The following is a 19,047-nucleotide window of genomic DNA, read 5'->3' as shown; positions in this document are numbered from 1 at the left end:
ACCATCAATTAATCCCTGCCATTGTAGCGATACGCGGGGTGGAAAAGCCGCAGGAATGTATTGCCAAGATTTCCTTTGGTATCATTGTAAAGCGCCTCCAGCGAAACGTCCGTGAAAGACGTGCGTGGATGTCTTGCAAGGATCGATTCAAAAAAAACCTCGTATTCATTAAAATCTCGAAAGCCCTTTAAGCTGAAAATCTGAGCGCAGTGCAGCGTACAACCGTCGAGACCCTGCAAGACCGATACATCTGAATCCAAACCAGAAACTACAATATTGACTGATGGGAATGCAGTCAGTACGGACTTAATTTGTTGAACAGTACGACGCTTTGCGCCTTCACTGCCGAGAAACATATCAATGTGATCGATAAAAATTGTCGAGACTTCTCTCAGGGCAACAATTTCGACCACAAAGGCAGGTATTTCTTTTTTATTTTGAAATTCAATATCAATATATAGTTCTTGGTACAACTGACCAAGAACATCCAAGCCTGCAAGTTCAGGATGGTCTGCTATGATCAATGCGGGCTTACCCAGGCGCGATCTGACATACTCCATACAAGTAGTCAAACCGAACCCAGGTTCACTTGAGACAATGCAAAATGAACTCCCACGTTTCAACGCAGTCAAGAGATCGTTAGCCGTGGCGTACTGTGAGTGCGAGAGCATGATCATTTCTTTTGACGTTTGCCGGGATGGTGGATTTTGAAGCCGTACTTCACCGCTAAGGCATCGATATTATGAAATTGATCTTGATGAATGCGTTCAGTGCCCTGCTCAATAGCATCCATCGCTGTGCACTTAAGAATCTTTACGATATTATCCAGAATGCCATGGGAATTAGAATAAATAAGCGTCCTGAGCTTAGGGGATGACACGTTCGATGCAAGTTTAAGGGGAAGATGCGTTTCGTAAGTGGCTATAAAGTTTACAAAGTCTTGATCCATGCGCCACTTTTGGAGTTCCCATTGAACAAACCTTCGATCCAGAACTCGATCAAGCGCGATGGCTTCGAGAGCTACGGAGTTTCCAAAAGCGATGACACACAATTTGAGCTTTCCTTCCGCAAGGCTGCGCAGCAGTGATAAAATCACTTTTTTATTGACGTTCCCCTCAAGCATCGCATCTGACAGTTCGTCGATTACTATCGCTCCAATTTCACCTGATTCGATTTTTTTAAGTATTATGTCAATTCTGTTTGCAGCGGTTGTTCTCTTGCCGACCTGCACATTGAATTGCTCGCAGATCGCATCATGTAACTTGTACCTATTTATATTTTCGGTCAGGGTAATGAATACCATTTTTTTCCCTGACAGGTGGCCCAGAGCCTGAAGTCGGTGAAACAAAGCCGACTTCCCATCTCCGCCATCGCCATAGATGAATATGCTTGATGCCTGTAGTTGGTTTTCTGTATAGACCATGTGGTTCAGGCAGTTCATCAAAGGCTTCAAACGGGGAGTATCGATCCAAATGTCATGGCGGCAGATCTGAATCCGTTTTTCTGCAGGCAACTCGATTAGGTGCCTTAAGTCCGTCTTGACATGACTGAGGTCGCTCATAACTCACGTCTCCTTAGGATCGATGATCAGCACTGGAATCAGCAAATCTATCTCTTCGGGGTCTGGGATTATCTGTGGTTGAAAAATATCGTCTTCCTCCCAGACATTCTCATCGGTGTGGACATAGATTTTGCTGTCATCGATAAGGTCTTCCTCCACGTCGTGTATATCTACTTTCTCGGTGGAAGGGGGGGTTGGAGGTGGTGCAGGTAGGACTAACTGCTTTGGCGCATCCATGAAAGCTGTTTTCATCACCTCAGCTTCTTGAATAATCTCTTCCTGACGATCCATGGCGGCGCGTGCGAAATCATCATCGACAGTGCCGCTAGCCTTGTTGATCAGAGCTGGCATACGCTTAGATAACTGCTTGTGATTCGAATAAGACTCCCAATGCATCGATAACCCGGCACGGGTGTACACACAACGAATTTTTAGAAACGCACTAGGCGCCTTGACCCAAATGTAACTGAGGTCGTGCTGTAAGTATTTCACATCCAGCCTTTGGCCAACATATTCCTCTAGAGCATCGCCTGCATATCTGCGGCCGGCGAAATTAATGCCGTAAGAGTGAACCCTATGATTAAAGGAGGTTGGGCAAAAATCGATAAGAAACCTCTGCTCCTCCTCTTTACCAATAACCCTGGAGAAATCATACTTCCCTTCGCTTTTATAATGCGCGAAAGCTTCCCTCGGTGTACAGCCAAGTGTTCTATGGATTTTCCCATGGTAGAGCGTCACTTCTTTCATCATCCACTCCGCACATTGTTTGAAATCCATTTTGGCATTTAGCTCACTTTCAAAGCTCTGTCGCTCTACCACGTTGCTCCCGGTCGACCCAGGAAGAAAGTGCACTCCAGTTGTCATGAATGAGCCAATTACACGCTCTATGATCCCGCCGTACCATTTTTTTCCGATGGGGCGATGCTCCCACTCCATGCCCCATTCTTTGCACTGTTGAATAAAAGCCTCGCTCGTAAACTCTGCGGCATTATCGGTAAAAATAACAAAGGGGATACCATGGAATGGATATTCGCCAGGGTGCATCACAAAACAAAACAAACTACTTTCTTTATTCATAACCGCAAAAGCTAATGCCGCAGCAACCGTATTTATATTAGGGGCCTCCATGCTTAGATAGAAACCTAAAATCACCCTCGACCTGTCACAGATGATCATGGTTATCCAAGGCCTACCAATTATCACATTTCTATTAAATTCATCGACCAGCAAGATATCCACGCGTGTATGATCCATTGACACGCGACGCAGCAAACCATCAATAATTAATTTTTTAGGCCTATAACCGTATTTTTGATTGAACTGATCAGTAGTCAGTATTTTTCGATCACGGTCTTTTTCAGGTATTTCATAGAGAAATCTTCTTGCAGTATGACGACTCACTGGCTTCACACCAGTTTCTTCACAATAACGCCGCGCCCACTTCAACAGTTCACTGATAGAGGCCTTCGGGCCTTCGTAGTGCGATTCAAACGCTTTATTTAACGCAGCCACCTGCCCTGACGTTGATCGATTCCCCCCTTTTGGCGTTCCTTTATGACTCCGAACGATGTCTTTTCCATTACGATGATCATCAAGCAACTTGTAGAAGTGGGATTTCTTTAATCCAAGGAGTTCCATGCCCCTCTTGGCAGGCAGTCCTTGATCGACTTGATCGAATACAGATATGCGTTCGTTTGCGAGTTGCTCCTCGTATTGGTCAATTGTTTTAACCTGATACGGAATGACTTCACTACTTTCTGGAACTCCAGACTCTTTCCAGTCTCTAGGGATACCAGCCTGGGCATTTTTTACTGGAACCAATGTAGCATTTTTTTCACTTTCCTGAGCTTCATCACCTGGCTCATCGTTATCCATACCGAACCCTACCTGATGTGTGAACAGCTGAGCCACATGGCGCCTGGTTGATCATAGCCGCCGAACTAAGACATGCAACCCCCGACCAGGTTCCGCTGTATGTTCGACTTTAAGACATGAAAACGATTTATTTAAATATTGAGCTTTCAAATTCAAAAAGTAAGTACACTTAGTGTCCAATTCAAAACCTGATAATTTCAATCAGTTAGACCGATTCCTCCCAACGATTGCGACTGGGTATTTGCAATATATATTTAAACGGAAAAGGAATTCTTATAATCAAAAAAATAATGCCAAGGCAAAAAATGTTATAAAAATTTTTGCACAGACTCCAATCACCCGAGTTTTTCGACACGCATCACAAAGAGCGTGGTTGTCAGAACGCGGCATGAGCATCGGCGATGCAGGCCATCACCGCTTCGAGGGGAGCCAGCTGCCAATCAGGCGTGGACATGCCCATTCGACCAAGGCAGGAGGTGAAGAGAGGAAAGCCGTAAGGTCGTACCGCCGTAGCAGAATCTAACCGGATGGGCTGTGCGTTTCATTGCAGGAAAAATGATAATGTTGTTTTCATTGCCGGAAGAAAGATTTCTGTTTTCCGGTGATGGGGCGACATTTTTGCTAAACATCTGTATTTCTTGAAAAATCTAGTTATCCGTTTTGTTTTCAACGTTCACACCCACAAACCCCCGTTTCCCAGAAATTCAAAAGCTTGGGTTCCATTCATAATCCTATCTCTGCGCACGGTATGCCCTACATTGAGAGCATCTGCAGAGACCGCTTTGCCATGCTCATCAGCCGAGAGCTGGAGCAGTTCGGTATCCGGGAGCTCACAGAGGACGACATGCCCAAGTCTAAACGAGTGGGTCACGCGTTCGCCTGCGCTGACCTTCAGCTTCCATGCGCGCGATCCAGACTTTCTACGCCTATGCCGAAATTCGAGCTCTGGATGTAGACGAGACCATTGGCTTGCCAGCTTGAGTCGATTCTCTCGCCACTGGATGGTTACGCCCTCTGGCTGCAAGGCTGCCGCCGAGCGGACAATACAGTCGCCCGAAAGTGTACTTCGCTCAGTTTTCATCTCCTTCCGCTCTAGCTCAAATACGGCTCGTTCATGTGCCAAAGCTTCGTTCCCCTCCTCCAGCTATCGATCGAGCATTTTGAGGACGCTGCAGCACCGGGCACTACGATCATGAAGATATCTGGGCAACGCATGATGCTCGAAGCCATCAATGGTTTTCTTTCGAGAAAGCTGCTCATCGTCCTGGTCGTCGGACTAGGCACTTATTTCACCCTCAAAACACGCTTTGTGGACGATGCCCGAATGAGATGCTGCTGACCATCATCAAAAGCGCCTGAAGACCTATCAACCGTATTCGCGTTTGCCGACATCACCATGACCCTTTCCGCCTTGGTAAACCTGGTCGCCCTGACGCTACACCGCTAAATCCGGCTGTGGCGACGGGGCCCGTTACATGGCCCCGTTGCCTGCTTCGCAGGTATGCTTCGCCCGGGGGAATATCTGCACTCCGACGTAACCACTAAAAATTTCAGAAACAATCAGGGGTATTGAGGAGATCAATCTGGGCCTGGGCCGCATGACAGGTCTCTACGAACCCCTTGTGATTTGTCCGATCAGCGTGGCCAACTATCTGCGGACACATTGGCTTGCCACTTGATTGTCGAAGTCGGTGTCCATTCCCAAGCGTGTCTGCGGGATACCTGCTACCCCATGCGCAGTCAACAACAGCAAAAAATGTTTCCTTAGATCTGTGCCTGGCCACCGTCTACGAACAATTCAGCCCCGTTCACGAAGCTTGAGTCTTCACTGGCAAGGAACACGGCTGCATTGGCAATCTCGATGGGCTCACCCACCCGCCCCATTGGCACCTGCGAAGCCAGGTAGTCGAGCAAGCCTTGCTGTTGTGTTGTATCTGGGCCAGCCAGGTCGACCAGGCCGGGCGTACGCGTTGCGCCCGGGCTGAGGGTGTTGACCCTGACAGCGCGATCTTTCAAATCCAGAATCCAGCTCCGTGCAAAGGCCCGAACAGCCGCCTTAGACGCGGAGTACACACTGAATGCCGCAGTGCCCGAGCTACCGGCCGTGGAGCCGGTCAGAATGATCGACGCTTTCGGCGCCAGTAGCGGCAGCGCCTTCTGAACCGTGAACAACACGCCTTTCACGTTGCGATCGAATGTATCGTCGTAATGAGCTTCGGTGATCTCACCCAAAGACAGCATGGAGCCGCCGCCGGCGTTGACAAACAGCACGTCGAGCCGACAATGGTTTTGGTTAATGCGGGCATACAGCGTATCGAGCTGCTCGAGCTTCGTGGAGTCGACGGCAATACCGGTGGCGTTGCCAACCAGTTCCACCGCCTTGTCCAATTCAGCTTGACGGCGACCGGTGATGTAGACGTGAGCGCCCTCTTCAGCGAAGCGTTTGGCGGTGGCCAAACCGATGCCAGTGCTTCCGCCAGTGACCAGTGCGACTTTACCTTCCAGTTTCTTGCTCATGGTGTTTCTCCCGTCGAGATTGCGATTTGGTGTGGGAGAAGCGTATCGACCTCTAGAGAATTTCAAAATAGAATCATTTGAAAGTCATCATTGCAGAATTGAAATGTCAAGAATTCCGGATTTTGAAGGGCTTGCCATGTTCGCCAAGGTGGCGGAGGAAGGCTCTTACGCGGCCGCCGCCAGGGCAATGGGTGTGTCGGTTCCCACGGTATCGCGGGCGGTTGCGCGCTTGGAGGAGCGCCTGGGCGGTCGCTTGTTCAACCGAACGTCACGTCAACTCTCTGTGACCGAGTTTGGTCAACGTATGGTTGACCAGGCCAGTGCGTTGTATCGCCAGGCTGAAGAAATGGAAAGCGAAGCCCAAGAGCTGTCGGTACAACCACGCGGGTTGGTGCGGCTGGCTGTGCCCATGTCGTTCGGCTTGCGCTGGGTCGCGCCGTTACTCCCAGCGTTGCTGACGCTCTATCCAGAGCTAGAGCTTGATCTACACCTATCTGATTCGACAGTTGACCTGGTGGCCGATGGTTTCGATGCGGCATTGCGGATCGCGGCCCTCCCCGATTCCTCCCTGGTGGCTCGCCGAATTTGCTCGGTGACCCAATTCCTCGTAGCAGCCCCGTCATATCTGGCCCGGCGTGGCCATCCATCTCATCCCCGCGACTTGGCCGCTCATGCGTGTATGAGCTACGCCTATCGAGCACGGAGCCAGGTGTGGCGTTTCACTCACGATAATGGCAGCGAGCAAGATGTGGCCCCGCGCGGCCCCCTGCGCGTCACCAACTCGGATGCATTAGTCGCACCTTTGCTGGCGGGGGTTGCAATCGCTGAGCTTCCGGAGTTCATCGCCGCCGAATATCTCGCCGATGGACGTCTACAGCACATCTTGCCTGAGTGGCGCATGACGCAGGGCGGTCTGTATTTCGTGACGCCATCAGCCCGTGCACGGCCGAGAAAAGTTCAGGCCCTTTCCGACTTCTTCGCGGAGCACCTTTCAAGCCCAGCCTGGAGGTAATCAGCGCCAAGCTGGCGCAGGGAGTATGTTAGTCGCGTGAGGACATGGCGTCTTACCTCCTGGCCCTCCTGAAGTTTTCACCCACAGCGGCGGAATGACGTGGATTTCAATCCCGTATTCCTACCGACAAATATCAATGCCCCGCATCAGGACAGTTTGTACGTAAACCCCGCCCGCGCAAGCTCGACGGAGGTGCTTGATATTTATCAAGTCCGTCTACCTACATTCGTCGAGACTCTTTACCAAAGGACATCGGAGCGTACGCAGAAGCTCGACCTCGAGAAACACAGTTTGGCCCCCACTAAACAGCCGAAGAACCTCCCTTGGGAGCGCGCGAGGAAAGAAGGGGCAATGATGGCAACCGTCACGCGGAAACCCGGAAGGAGCACTGATGTATTCAAGCATCTTTTTCGCGTGGGGGCTGGCAGCCATTACCGTGGTTGTGCATGCCGTCGGTCTGGCCTTGATGCTAAAGTTTCTGTCCCGCAGAAACAATGTTCCCCTACGGCAACTAGGCGCCATCAGCGCGCGGTTGGTTTGGGTTGTCTGCTACATGATCATGCTGCATTTGATCGCTGTCTCGATTTGGGCGACATTCTATGTGTGGCAGGGATCTCTGCCTGATTTCGAAACGGCGCTTTACTTCTCTGGAGTGACCTACGCCACCATCGGCTACGGTGACGTAGTGCTGGTGAAACCCTGGCGCCTATTCGGGCTGATTGAAGGGTTGACGGGTATCATCATGTGCGGCTTATCCACGGGTGTGTTCTTCGCCGAGGTCAATCATATCTACCAAATGACCCATGCCGACAAGGACCGCGGCGAAAAAACCTGAAGTATTGCGCTACCAGGACTTCATGACTACGACGCCGTCAACGGCGTGGCGTCCTGATCCTGATAGTGCAGGATCGCAGCATGAGCGTTGAACAGCATACGCTCGCTCCCGAGTTTTTCGTCGAACCCAGCACGCCGTACCATTTCAAGTACACCAGGGTTCAACCCCGCCAGCCAGAGACTGGCACCGAGTTCGCCCAAGTGTTTTTCGCCTTCAATCAGAGCTTGCAGTGCCGAGTATTCGATGTCGGGAACGGCACTCATGTCCCAGACCACCACATGTGGATGGTACTGCGCTTCCAGCGCGATGACCTGCTCCTTGACATAGTCCGCGTTAAGGAAGAACAGACGTCCCTCCGGCCGCACGATCAACAGCCCCGGGAAAGTCTCATCATCTGGGTGGTCCTCCGATAAAGGCCGAAGCACGTCGGTACCGCGCTTGCGACCCAGGACGTACACATGCGGACGAGCCGTCTGATAGGCCAGACTGACCAACGATACGACGATTGCCACCGTGATGCCCTGCAGCGTGCCAAACAACAGCACACCAAACGTCGCTACGAGCGCCCAGTGGAACTCCATCGGGCGCACCTTGCGAATAGCCAGGAATTCCCGGGGTTGAATCAGCCCGACCGAGTAGTAGATGACGATGGCCGCCAATGTAGCGTGAGGCAGATACCCGAGAAGCCCCGAAAGCAGCAGCATCGTGGCGAAAGCCATGCCGGCAGTGACAATCGAGACCGCTTGAGAGTGGCCTCCGGTGGCACGGACAACCGCCGTCTGCGAAGTACCTCCACCGGCGGGCATCGCCCCCAGCAGTGCGCCCCCGAGGTTACCCAGGCCGGTAGCAACCAACTCGCGGTTTGCATTGATCGGGGGATCGCCTGGCCGGACAAAGGCACGACCTGCTGCAATCGTTTCGGTAAAGCTCATCAGCGCGATCCCGAGCGCACCCGGTATCATTTGTTCAACCAATGTGAGTTCGGGCAGTGTGATTGGGGGTAACCCTGCTGGAATCAAGCCGACAGTCGAAACGCCGAGCGCCTGCAGGCCGAAGTACCACGAGGCGGCGATACTCCCTGCCACCACAACAAGTGGTGCTGGCGAATGTGGCCACACGCGTTCCATTGCGATGAGGATCAGGAACGCCGCTGCAGCGACCGCGATCGTGATCAGAGAGCTCCCGGGTACGTGATGCACAATGTTGAGGAGATCGAGAAAAAAGCCCTGTTTGGCGATGTGGATGCCGAGAAGTTTTGGTACCTGATCCAACACGATCACAAGGCCGACACCTGCTTTGAAGCCGCTCAACACCGGGGAGGAAATGAAGTTCGCGAGAAAACCCAGGCGTATCAGCCGCGCCAACAGCAGCATGGTGCCCACCATTGCGGTCAGTGTTGCCGTGGCCGTGATCAGCTTCCCGGGGTCACCATCGGGTACTGCCAGACCGATCTGCGCACCGGCCAGAATCGCCAGCGTGGCGGAGGAGCTGACGCTAAGCACTCGCGACGTGCCCAGGAATGCGTAAATCAACATTGGGACGAAGGCCGTATACAAACCGACGGCAACAGGCAAGCCGGCGACAGTCGCGTAGGCCATTGCCTTGGGTAGTACGACTGCAGAGGCCGTGAGCCCTGAAACGACATTGAGGCGAAGTGACGCCGTGTCAGAGTGGGCTGTGCTTGAGGCTTTCAGATGCAGTTTCACACGGCCGCTCCTGATGGGTTCTATTGCCTGTTACGCGCAAAGACTCTCGGCATTCGCGCTGACACGGAGCTGACCCGCAAGCTCATTTTAAAGTCACCCTTGATCAGCTCAATCTCGCGGCCAACCTTCACGTTTTCTCTCTTCGGATATGCCGATTACGAATAAAAACCTTCACGCCGAAGGGCGCTTTGATTCTGTTGACTATTAACGACAGCCTTGTAACGCCGCCGAAGAATTTTCGTAATATTACGGGTTGCCCACCAAGGCGGAGTATTTATTGACCGCAGATGCATCGAAGTTTCTGCCGGATAAGTGCTAGAGACTTGAGAAATATCAAATATTCCCAATAAACGCATAGCCATCGCATGCGTCATTCTGGTCTGTACTCATCCAGGGCGCTCACGGTTACCTCGTGCTGCAACTTGATTTTTGTCAGAAGTGCCACCCTCTGCGGGTGCTAGCGTTGTGACAAGAGACGGGCTATGCATCTGTTCAAGTGAGCTTCACGGAGAAGGGTATGCGCTGGAACATTAATGTTGTCAGACAGCCTGTCGGTTTGCCCATCGCCATTGTCCTAGGCGCCTTAAGTCTGGTTGCCGGCTGCGGCAAAGAACCCGTCTCCCCTGCGCATAACCCGCCTGAAGTCACTGTGATGACGGTCACCGCCCGCGACACGCAAGTGACTTTCGAATTCGTTGCCCAGACCCAAAGTTCCCGCGAGGTGGAAATCCGTGCGCGCGTGGCCGGTTTCCTTGATAAGCGGCTGTACACCGAAGGCGATTTGGTCAAAGCCGGACAAACGCTGTTCCAGATGGACCGCAAACCGTTTGAGGCCGCGCTGTTGTCGGCCCAAGGCCAACTGGCCCAGCAACAAGCTCGCTGGGAGGTAGCCAAGTCCACGTTGGCGCGGGTACGGCCGCTGGCGGCGCAGAATGCGGTCAGCAAGATGGACCTTGACAATGCGGTGGGCAACGAACGTGAGACCCATGCCGCCGTATTGGCCGCAGAGGGTACTGTGCGTACCGCGCAGTTGAACCTCAGCTACACCACCATCAGCTCACCCCTTGCCGGACTTTCGAGCTATGCCAAAAAACAGGATGGCAGTTATGTGACGCCAGGTGAGTCGGGGTTATTGACTTCGGTGTCACAGATGGACCCGATGTACGTGAACTTCAGCCTCTCGGAAAACGAGACGCTGAAATACCGCGACGAGATAGCCGCCGGCCATCTCATTTTTCCACCGCGTAGTGATTTTATCGTTGAAGTGGTATTGGCTGACGGCACCGTGGCACCCAACACTGGCAAGGTGAATTTTCTGGCACCTTCCTACAGCCAGGATACTGGCACCTTCCTGGTTCGGGCAGTGCTCGCCAACCCCGATGGCTTGCTGCGTCCGGGTCAGTTTGTGAGAGCCCTGGCCAAAGGCGCTACGCGACCCAATGCCATTCTTGTGCCGCAAAAAGCCGTGCTGGAAGGTTCCAAGAGTCACTTCGTGTGGGTCCTCAATGCCGAGGGAAAACCTGAGCAACGCGTGGTTGAAGTGGGTGACTGGCAAGGTGACAACTGGTTCATCAACAAGGGGCTACGGGTCGGCGAGCGCATCGTGGTCGATGGCGCGATCAGGGTCACGCCAGACGGGCCATTGAAGATCGTCGGTATACCTGGTGCCTCGTCAACAGGCTCAGCCGATGGGCAAACCGCAAAAGCCGATGAGGGGAAAAGCCAATGAGCATTTCCCACTATTGCATTGACCGGCCGATCTTCGCTTCGGTGATCTCCATCATCATCACCCTGGCCGGTGCAGTGGCCATGCTCAAGCTCCCTGTTGCGCAGTACCCGGATATAACGCCGCCGCAGATTACGGTGGCCGCGACGTACCCCGGTGCCGATGCGCAAGTCGTGGCCAATAACGTGGCCGCGCCCATCGAACAGCAGGTCAATGGCGCCGACAACATGATCTACATGAACTCGTCGAGCTCCGCGACGGGCAACATGACCCTCAATGTTTTTTTCGAAATAGGCACTGACCCTTCGTTGGCGCAAGTCGACGTGCAGAACCGAGTCAACCTGGCCCTGCCGCAACTGCCCTCCGCCGTGCAGAGCCAGGGCATCCAGGTACAGAAAAAATCCTCGGCCTTCATGATGGTGCTTGCGGTGTATTCCGCCGGCGACCGCTACGACAGCACCTATGTCGCCAACTACGCCAACCTTTACATCCTCGATGCGATCAAGCGGATTCCAGGGGCGAACCAGGCCAGTATCTTCGGCACGCCAGACTACGCCATGCGGATCTGGCTAAAGCCTGACCGTATGGCCCAGCTGGGCATCACCGCCGCCGATGTACAGAAAGCCGTCGCCAATCAGAACCAGCAGTTCGCCGTAGGCAGGGTCGGCCAGTCGCCTACGGGGCAACCGGTGGAGCAGTCGTTTGCCGTGACCACCAAGGGACGCCTGACCGAGCCTTCGGAATTCGAGAACATCATCTTGCGTGCCAGCAACAACGGCGCGGCGGTTGTTCGACTCAAAGACGTTGGACGCGCCGAGCTGGGGCAAAAAGACTATTCATTGCGCAGCACCTATCAGGGCCGGCCGGCGACGCTGATTTCCGTGTACCAGCAACCCGGCGCCAATGCCCTGGATGTTTCCGCAGCAGTGACCAAGACCCTCTCGGACATGAAGGCCACGTTTCCCGAGGGCATCGAGTACAAGATCGTGATGGACACCACGGCCTTTACCCGAGCTTCGATTTCCGAGGTAATCCACACCTTCTTCGAAGCCCTGGTACTGGTGGTTATCGTGGTCTACATCTTCCTGCAGAGCCTGCGGGCCACGCTCATTCCGGTGCTCGCGGTGCCGGTGTCGATCGTCGGCACGTTCATCGGCATGTCCGCACTCGGGTTTTCGGTGAACATGCTGACGCTGTTTGGCATGGTGTTGGCCATCGGTATTGTGGTGGATGACGCGATCGTGGTGATCGAAAACGTCGAACGCAACATGCAGGTGCACAAGATGACGCCCAAGGACGCGGCAAAACGGGCGATGGATGAAGTGGCAGGCCCGGTGGTGGCCATCGTCCTGGTACTGTGCGCGGTGTTCATTCCGGTGGCCTTCATGGGCGGCATCACCGGTCAACTCTACAAACAGTTCGCGATCACCATCGCCATATCTGTAGTAATTTCCGGCCTGGTCGCCCTGACCTTGTCCCCCGCCCTGGCCTCCCTGCTACTCAAACCGCAGCACGGTGACAAGAACGCCTTTTTCCGCTGGTTCGAACGCAGTTTCGAGCGCTTGACCGAGGGCTATTCACGCTCGGTGGCGTTCATGATCAAGCGCTTTGTGCTGGCATTGCTACTCTTTGCCGGCATGATCGTGCTGATCCTGTTGATGGCCGAGCGCATCCCCAGCGCGTTCCTGCCACCGGAAGACCAGGGCTACTTGCTTGGCGCGGTGATCATGCCCGACGCTGCCAGCCTGGATCGCACCGCCGAGGTCGGCAAACTGGCCAGTGACTTCTTCATGAAGGATGAGGCCGTCGAAGGTGTCGCGATTGTCAACGGCTACAGCCTGCTCGACGGCCAGAACAAGAACAATGCCGGTGCGTTTTTTGTCGGTTTCAAGGATTTCGAGGGGCGTTACAAGGACGCCGAAACCATCAAGGCACAAAGCGCACCCGCTGTGATCCAGAAGGCCACGCGGGCGTTTTCTACCGTTCAGGGAGGGATCATCTTGCCGGTCAACCCACCGTCCATTCCCGGCCTGGGTACCACCGGAGGCATGGAAGTCTGGGTTCAAAGCAAGGGCGACGGCAATGTCGACCAACTGGCGGAACTGGTCGCCAATCTGGTGGCGAAAGCCAAGACACGTCCGGAGCTGGGCGTCATCACCTCCACCTTCAACGTGTTTTCCCGTCAATTGATGGTCGACGTCGATCGCGAGAAAGCGGAATCCCTGGGCGTACCGGTCGAAGATGTCTACAGCGCCATGCAGACCATGTTCGGCTCGCTCTACGTCTCGCAATTCAACAAGTTCAGTCGCCTGTGGCAGGTGATTCTGCAGGCCGAACCGGCCTATCGCTTGAAGGCCGAGGACCTGCAGCAGATCTTCGTGCGCAGCAAAAACCTCGACATGGTGCCGCTCAAGGCCTTGCTGACCACCCGCTACGTCACCGGTCCCGACCTGCTAACACGTTTTAACAACTTCCCGGCGGTCAAACTCACAGCGAACCCGGCGCCAGGCTACAGTTCAGGCCAGGCACTCAAGGCTCTGGAGGAAATCGGCGCGGAGATCATGACCAATGACTATGCGCTGGCATTGAGTGGCGAGGCATTCGAGGAAAAAAAGAGCGGAGGTGCCTCCTCCCAGGTATTCATCTTCGGTCTGGCCATGGTGTTCCTGATCCTCGCGGCTCAGTACGAAAAGTGGTCACTGCCCGTGGGTGTGCTACTGGCCGTACCCTTTGCCTTGTTCGGCGCCCTGCTCGCCGTCCTGCTTCGGGGCTTGAGCAACGACGTCTATTTCCAGATCGGCTTGACCATGCTGGTGGCGCTGGCCGCCAAAAACGCCATTCTGATTTTCGAATTTGCGGTATTGAACCGGGAAACCGGCATGTCGACCTACGATGCCGCGATGACCGCAGCAAAAGAACGTCTGCGCCCTATCGTAATGACGTCCCTGGCGTTCATCCTCGGCTGCGTGCCTCTGGCCATTGCCGTCGGCGCCTCGGAGAATAGCCGTCACTCCATTGGTACCGGGGTAATTGGTGGCATGCTGGCGGCGACGGTGATCGCGATCTTCTTCATCCCTCTGTTCTATTACCTGGTGGAGCGAATGTTCGGGGAAAAGGACAACGCCCAAACAGCCGCCAAGCCAACTGCTTCGACGCAGGCTCCGACGATTCCCGACGGCGCGGCACAAAACCGACATGAGGGGGATTGAGATGCGTAAGCCTCCTATCCCGCTGATGTTGTGCCTGAGCCTGGCGGGTTGCATGGTGGGGCCAGACTACCAGCCCCCGAAAATCGACACCCCCGCTGCCTACCGTTATGCGGACAAGGAAGCAAAAGACCTGTCGAATACGCTGTGGTGGGAGCAGTTCCACGACCCGGTCCTGAATGAACTGATCCGCACGGCGCTGCTCGAAAACAAGGACATCAAGATTGCCGCCGCGCGGGTCGAAGAATTCCAGGGCCGTTACGGCCAGACCCGTTCCCTCTTGTTTCCACAAGTCGGTCTGGGCGCCCAAGGGCAGCGCTCCCGTTCGCCGCGGGACAACGGTCCGGTCTCGCTGGACCCATCGGTGGACCCGGTGTTCAATAACTACCAGGCCATTCTCAGCGTGAACTGGGAGCTGGATATCTGGGGCCGGTTGCGCCGCCTGGATGAATCCGCCCGAGCCGATTTGCTGGCCTCGGAAGAAGGCCGTCGAAGCGTGATCTTGAGTCTGGTCGCTTCGGTTGCGTCGAGCTACGTGACCCTGCGTGACCTCGACCGGGAACTGGAAATCGCCCGCACGACCGCCAAGGCTCGCAGTGAGTCCTACGAAATATTCAAACTGCGCTACGGTGCCGGCACCATTTCCGAAATGGAACTGGCACAGAATCAATCCGAACTCGAGCGCACCCAGGCGTCAGTTGCGCAACTCCAACCCCTGGTCGCGCAACAGGAAAACGCCTTGGCCGTGCTGCTTGGGCGTAACCCTGGGCCAATCATCCGCGGCCGTGACCTGGCCCAACTGAATCTGCCAACGGTGCCGGCCGGCTTACCATCAGACTTGCTTGAACGGCGACCGGACTTGCGTCAGGCAGAACTGAATCTGATATCGGCCAATGCACAGATCGGCGCTGCCAAGGCTCAATACTTCCCGACTATTTCCCTGACCGGCCTGTTAGGTTCCGCCAGTAACCAACTGTCGAACCTGTTCACTGGACCCGCTTCCACCTGGTCCTATGGTGTGGCGGTAAGCATGCCAATCTTCACAGCCGGCGGTATTGCCGGGCAGGTGCAGCAAGCTGAAGCCATCCAGAAACAGGCGCTGCAAATTTACCAACAGTCGATTCAATCGGCGTTCAGGGACGTGGAAAATGCCTTGGTCGCATCGAGCAAATCCAGAGAACGGATGGCCTACCAAGCCAGGCAAGTCGAGGCACTGAGCACTTATGCCCATTACGCACGGTTGCGCTACGACAACGGCTATACCAGCTACATCGAGGTGCTGGACGCCGAGCGCAGCCTGTTCGACGCCGAATTGGATTACACCCGCACCCGCGGTTCGGTGTTCACCAACATGATTGATCTGTACAAGGCGACTGGTGGTGGCTGGGTGACCGAGGCGGACAAACTGACAGCAACTGCCAATCAAAAGCGACCATGAGCATGATGGAGACACCGTGCCGGCAGACCGGTTTAGCCGTGCCAACGCCAGCGGTAGCTGTACCTTGGCCCTCTCGAGGTTAAACACTTGCGCTGGAAGGACAGTGTCGCGGGATGACGGATCCGGCTCACAGGCAAACCACAAAACGCTCCCGCCAAGGCTATGAAATGTGCGGTTTTCCAAGCGGAGCATCCACGCAGCTCAGGGGCAGGCTGCTACGCTTTTGTGATGGGACCGAACCATAACGCGATCTTGCTCCTGAACAACTTCGACTTCGTTGAGTAAAGGAGTGGAAATGTCTCCCAGTAAGAAGAAATCCGTCCAGGGTGCGGCTCGAGAACCAAAGTTCGGAATTTACGAGCCGACTTTTCGCTCGCGAAAAGAACGCCTGAACGCAGGAGAGCGGATACGCGAGAGCCTGCCACACTCATCTCACGCAGTGTGGAAACCACCGCGCAAGCATCGTAACCCTATCGATCTCCTTGAAGCGTCCAATCGATATAGACTCCCCAGTCTAGTGCCCGTGCGCTATGGACGCATGTTGCGCAGCCCCTTCACCTTCTTGCGCGGTTCTGCGGGATTGATGGTTCATGACTTGGCCAGCCTCCCCAACACCGGCATTCGGGTACAGGCGTGCGGTGATTGTCACCTGTTGAACTTCGGACTGTTCGCGACACCCGAGCGCAATCTGATTTTTGACATCAATGATTTCGACGAAACCCTTCCCGCCCCCTGGGAGTGGGATGTCAAACGCCTGGCGATCAGCTTCGCCGTCGCAGCTGCAGATAACAGGCTCAGCGAAAAAGATGCCCACGCGATCGCCGTCAAATCCGTTAAAGCTTACCGGGAACGTCTACGCGAGCTTTCGAAATTGAGCCCGCTGGAGGTCTGGTATGACCACCTGGATGCACAAACGATCATCGATATGGCCCCCAATGCCAAAATCAAAAAAAACCGTGAGCAATTGATAGAAAAAGCCAAGGTTCGAGTCGGCGATTACCTTTATCCCATGATCAGCAGTGAAGTGGCGGGCCGTCGACGCCTGATCGATCAACCCCCTGTTCTGTTTCATATCTATGAAAAGGACTTTGAAAAACGGGTGCATGCGGCACTGCAAGACTATCGATTATCGCTACCCCATGAACGCCGCATACTGTTTGATCGGTACCGTCTCGAAGACTTTGCCGTCAAAGCCGTCGGAATAGGGAGCGTCGGCACCTATTGTTTTGTCGGCCTGTTCTTTTCCGCGGAGAACCACCCCCTGCTTCTGCAATTCAAGGAAGCGTGTCCTTCCGTGTTGGCGCCTTACGCGGGAAAAAGCGAGTACGAGAACCAGGGGCAACGCATTGTCACAGGGCAGCGGCTGATGCAGTCTTCCAGCGACATTTTTCTGGGCTGGACGCAAGGCCAAAAAGGCCGCCATTTCTTTGTGCGGCAGTTGCGAGACATGAAAATGTCTGCGCCGATCGAAGGCGCAACGACCACACAAATGAAGCTGTACGCCGAGCTATGCGGTCGTACCCTCGCGCGTGCCCATGCAAAATCCGGGGATGCGGCACTGATTAGCGGCTATTTGGGTAAGTCGGACTCCTTCGATCAGGCCATCGGCAAATTTGTCATGACCTATGCAAAGCAAAATGCAAAAGACTATGCCGCGTTGGTAGCCGCAGAAAAATCCGGACGGATCAAAGCATTGAGAGAAGAAGACTGACACCGCCGCCCCGTGCTGTTGCCTTAACCGAACGCGCTGAATGCCATTACCTGAGGCCCACCAAAAATGCGTCATGAGGCAACACTATGGATCACCAGACCTCAGTGCCGAAGATCACGCACCTACCGTACCGTATCCGCCTGTTGTTACTGATCGCCACGGCGTGCTACGTCGGAGGCTGCGGTACGCTGGGGCCGACCTCGATACAGCGCGATCGCACAGACTACGGCACAGTGATTGCCACGACCTGGAAAGAACAGACACTGCTCAATATCGTCAAGTTGCGCTACGCCGATGCACCGGTGTATCTGGAAGTCTCTTCGGTGATCAGCTCCAGCGCCATACAAAGTCAGGTCAACCTCGCAGCAGGCTGGTTTTCGGGATGGCCCAACGACGGTAGCAGTCAGGCCATAGGCGCATCCGGCGTTTACACAGATCGTCCAACAATCAGCTATACACCGCTTTCCGGGGAACGGTTCTCACGCTACTTGTTGCAACCCTTATCTCCTGAGGCCGTTTTTTCGCTTATTCAGGCAGGCTACCCGGTCGACCGCGTGCTGCAATTGACCGTCCGAGCAGCGAATGGTGTGTACAATCGATCGGTATCGCCTACACGCTTGCGTGCCGCAGATCCACGTTTCTATGAGCTATTGGATGCGTTAAGGCGGATACAGCGTTCGGAATCGCTAGGTGTAAGAGTCAGTACCCGCGCCAACGAAAGAAGCGAAGTGCTCATGATCGAACGTGACATCCCCGATGATGTGGAGAAGGATCGCCTTACCGTACGAAAGATTCTTCACTTGCAGCCCGACAAGGATGAACTGACACTGACTTTCGGTATGGTATCCAGGAGCGATACCGAGATTGCGCTCCTGACACGCTCCATGTCAGAAATCTTTCTGGAACTCGCCGCGACGATCGAGGCCCCTGCCGCGCATTTGCAAGATGGGCGAGCAAACCCCATGCCTCCCGTGCCCGATCATCCCAGTCCGTGGGACGATCCTCTGGTTCGCATCCATTCGAGCGAAGAGCGACCCGCTGATGCCTATGCTGCTGTGCACTATCGCGACTATTGGTTTTGGATCGACGACCACGACATGAAATCCAAATCGGAGTTCTTGTTCATACTGGTACTGTTCTCTCTTGCCGAAACAGGCGTGGCGCCGCAAGCCCCTGTGATCACCGTACCCGCTAACTGATGTGACAGTCATTATCCATAACCCGCCAAGGTCATATCAAAGGCGCTGCCGGTTGGACGAAGTGAAATAGGCAAGGATCATTGATCTTTATCAATTGTTAACGGTTAATCGAGTTCACGCTGATAACGACGTAACGCCGCACCGCCACGGAGTACCCGCCGTAAGCAATCCATCGTCGATTACCTGTTGGCGATAGCACTGTTCGATGGCCCTTTCCCGGGCTTTGAACCTGCCAACCTGCTGTCAAGATCAAGCGAGACT

General features: G+C 54.4%; 12 protein-coding genes and 1 pseudogene. 8 read left to right on the top strand and 5 right to left on the bottom strand.

Annotation, left to right across the window (positions count from 1 at the left end; translation table 11 throughout):
• Positions 1-8: 8 nt before the first annotated feature.
• The 3 genes from LMH93_RS13350 to LMH93_RS13340 are packed head-to-tail and all read right to left on the bottom strand — an operon-like array spanning position 9 to position 3,436.
• Positions 9-677 (bottom strand): hypothetical protein, encoded by a 669-nt coding sequence (locus LMH93_RS13350; protein ID WP_230065312.1) that lies wholly within the window; start codon positions 675-677, stop codon positions 9-11.
• The gene (locus LMH93_RS13345; RefSeq protein WP_230065311.1) at positions 674-1,561 is read right to left on the bottom strand and encodes a TniB family NTP-binding protein; all 888 of its coding nucleotides are present in this window, start codon (positions 1,559-1,561) and stop codon (positions 674-676) included. The genes LMH93_RS13350 and LMH93_RS13345 overlap by 4 nt, the downstream gene beginning before the upstream one ends.
• 3 nt (positions 1,562-1,564) lie before the next feature.
• A complete protein-coding gene (locus LMH93_RS13340) occupies positions 1,565-3,436 on the bottom strand; it encodes a transposase family protein (protein WP_230065310.1) in 1,872 nt (623 codons plus the stop codon).
• Between the two features lie 1,357 nt (positions 3,437-4,793).
• Between LMH93_RS13340 and LMH93_RS29905 the strand changes: the two are divergent.
• Positions 4,794-4,883 (top strand): annotated as a pseudogene (locus tag LMH93_RS29905) (hypothetical protein); the annotation flags it as partial.
• 317 nt (positions 4,884-5,200) lie between these two features.
• Here the strand turns inward: LMH93_RS29905 and LMH93_RS13335 are convergent.
• Complete coding sequence (locus LMH93_RS13335) at positions 5,201-5,953, bottom strand: SDR family NAD(P)-dependent oxidoreductase (protein WP_230065309.1); 753 nt, start codon at positions 5,951-5,953, stop codon at positions 5,201-5,203.
• Between the two features lie 103 nt (positions 5,954-6,056).
• On the opposite strand from LMH93_RS13335, the gene LMH93_RS13330 reads away from it, so the two are divergent.
• Both LMH93_RS13330 and LMH93_RS13325 read left to right on the top strand, forming a co-directional pair.
• Positions 6,057-6,965 (top strand): LysR family transcriptional regulator, encoded by a 909-nt coding sequence (locus LMH93_RS13330; protein ID WP_019751499.1) that lies wholly within the window; start codon positions 6,057-6,059, stop codon positions 6,963-6,965.
• A gap of 391 nt (positions 6,966-7,356) precedes the next feature.
• Positions 7,357-7,800 (top strand): potassium channel family protein, encoded by a 444-nt coding sequence (locus tag LMH93_RS13325; RefSeq protein WP_004374840.1) that lies wholly within the window; start codon positions 7,357-7,359, stop codon positions 7,798-7,800.
• Between the two features lie 26 nt (positions 7,801-7,826).
• Here LMH93_RS13325 and LMH93_RS13320 read toward each other — a convergent pair whose 3' ends face one another.
• Positions 7,827-9,506: a SulP family inorganic anion transporter gene (locus LMH93_RS13320; protein ID WP_104961624.1), complete on the bottom strand. Its 1,680-nt coding sequence runs from the start codon at positions 9,504-9,506 to the stop codon at positions 7,827-7,829.
• Positions 9,507-10,158: 652 nt separating this feature from the next.
• Here LMH93_RS13320 and LMH93_RS13315 point away from each other — a divergent pair.
• The 5 genes from LMH93_RS13315 to LMH93_RS13295 all read left to right on the top strand — a co-directional run bounded on the left by LMH93_RS13315 (position 10,159) and on the right by LMH93_RS13295 (position 18,786).
• Positions 10,159-11,235 carry an efflux RND transporter periplasmic adaptor subunit gene (locus LMH93_RS13315; RefSeq protein ID WP_326839531.1) on the top strand — a complete coding sequence of 359 codons (1,077 nt, stop codon included), beginning with the start codon at positions 10,159-10,161 and terminating at the stop codon, positions 11,233-11,235.
• The gene (locus LMH93_RS13310) at positions 11,232-14,441 is read left to right on the top strand and encodes an efflux RND transporter permease subunit (RefSeq protein WP_230065307.1); all 3,210 of its coding nucleotides are present in this window, start codon (positions 11,232-11,234) and stop codon (positions 14,439-14,441) included. The genes LMH93_RS13315 and LMH93_RS13310 overlap by 4 nt, the downstream gene beginning before the upstream one ends.
• 1 nt (position 14,442) lies before the next feature.
• Positions 14,443-15,876, top strand: a complete 1,434-nt coding sequence (locus tag LMH93_RS13305) for an efflux transporter outer membrane subunit (RefSeq protein ID WP_230065306.1) — start codon at positions 14,443-14,445, stop codon at positions 15,874-15,876.
• Between the two features lie 295 nt (positions 15,877-16,171).
• A complete protein-coding gene (locus LMH93_RS13300) occupies positions 16,172-17,587 on the top strand; it encodes a DUF2252 domain-containing protein (protein ID WP_218188952.1) in 1,416 nt (471 codons plus the stop codon).
• Positions 17,588-17,673: 86 nt separating this feature from the next.
• The gene (locus tag LMH93_RS13295) at positions 17,674-18,786 is read left to right on the top strand and encodes a hypothetical protein (protein WP_230065305.1); all 1,113 of its coding nucleotides are present in this window, start codon (positions 17,674-17,676) and stop codon (positions 18,784-18,786) included.
• Positions 18,787-19,047 lie beyond the last annotated feature (261 nt).

It is taken from the genome of Pseudomonas sp. CIP-10 (assembly GCF_020911845.1).
In the GTDB taxonomy this organism is placed as follows: domain Bacteria; phylum Pseudomonadota; class Gammaproteobacteria; order Pseudomonadales; family Pseudomonadaceae; genus Aquipseudomonas; species Aquipseudomonas alloputida.
This window is presented reverse-complemented; position numbering and strand designations above follow the sequence as displayed.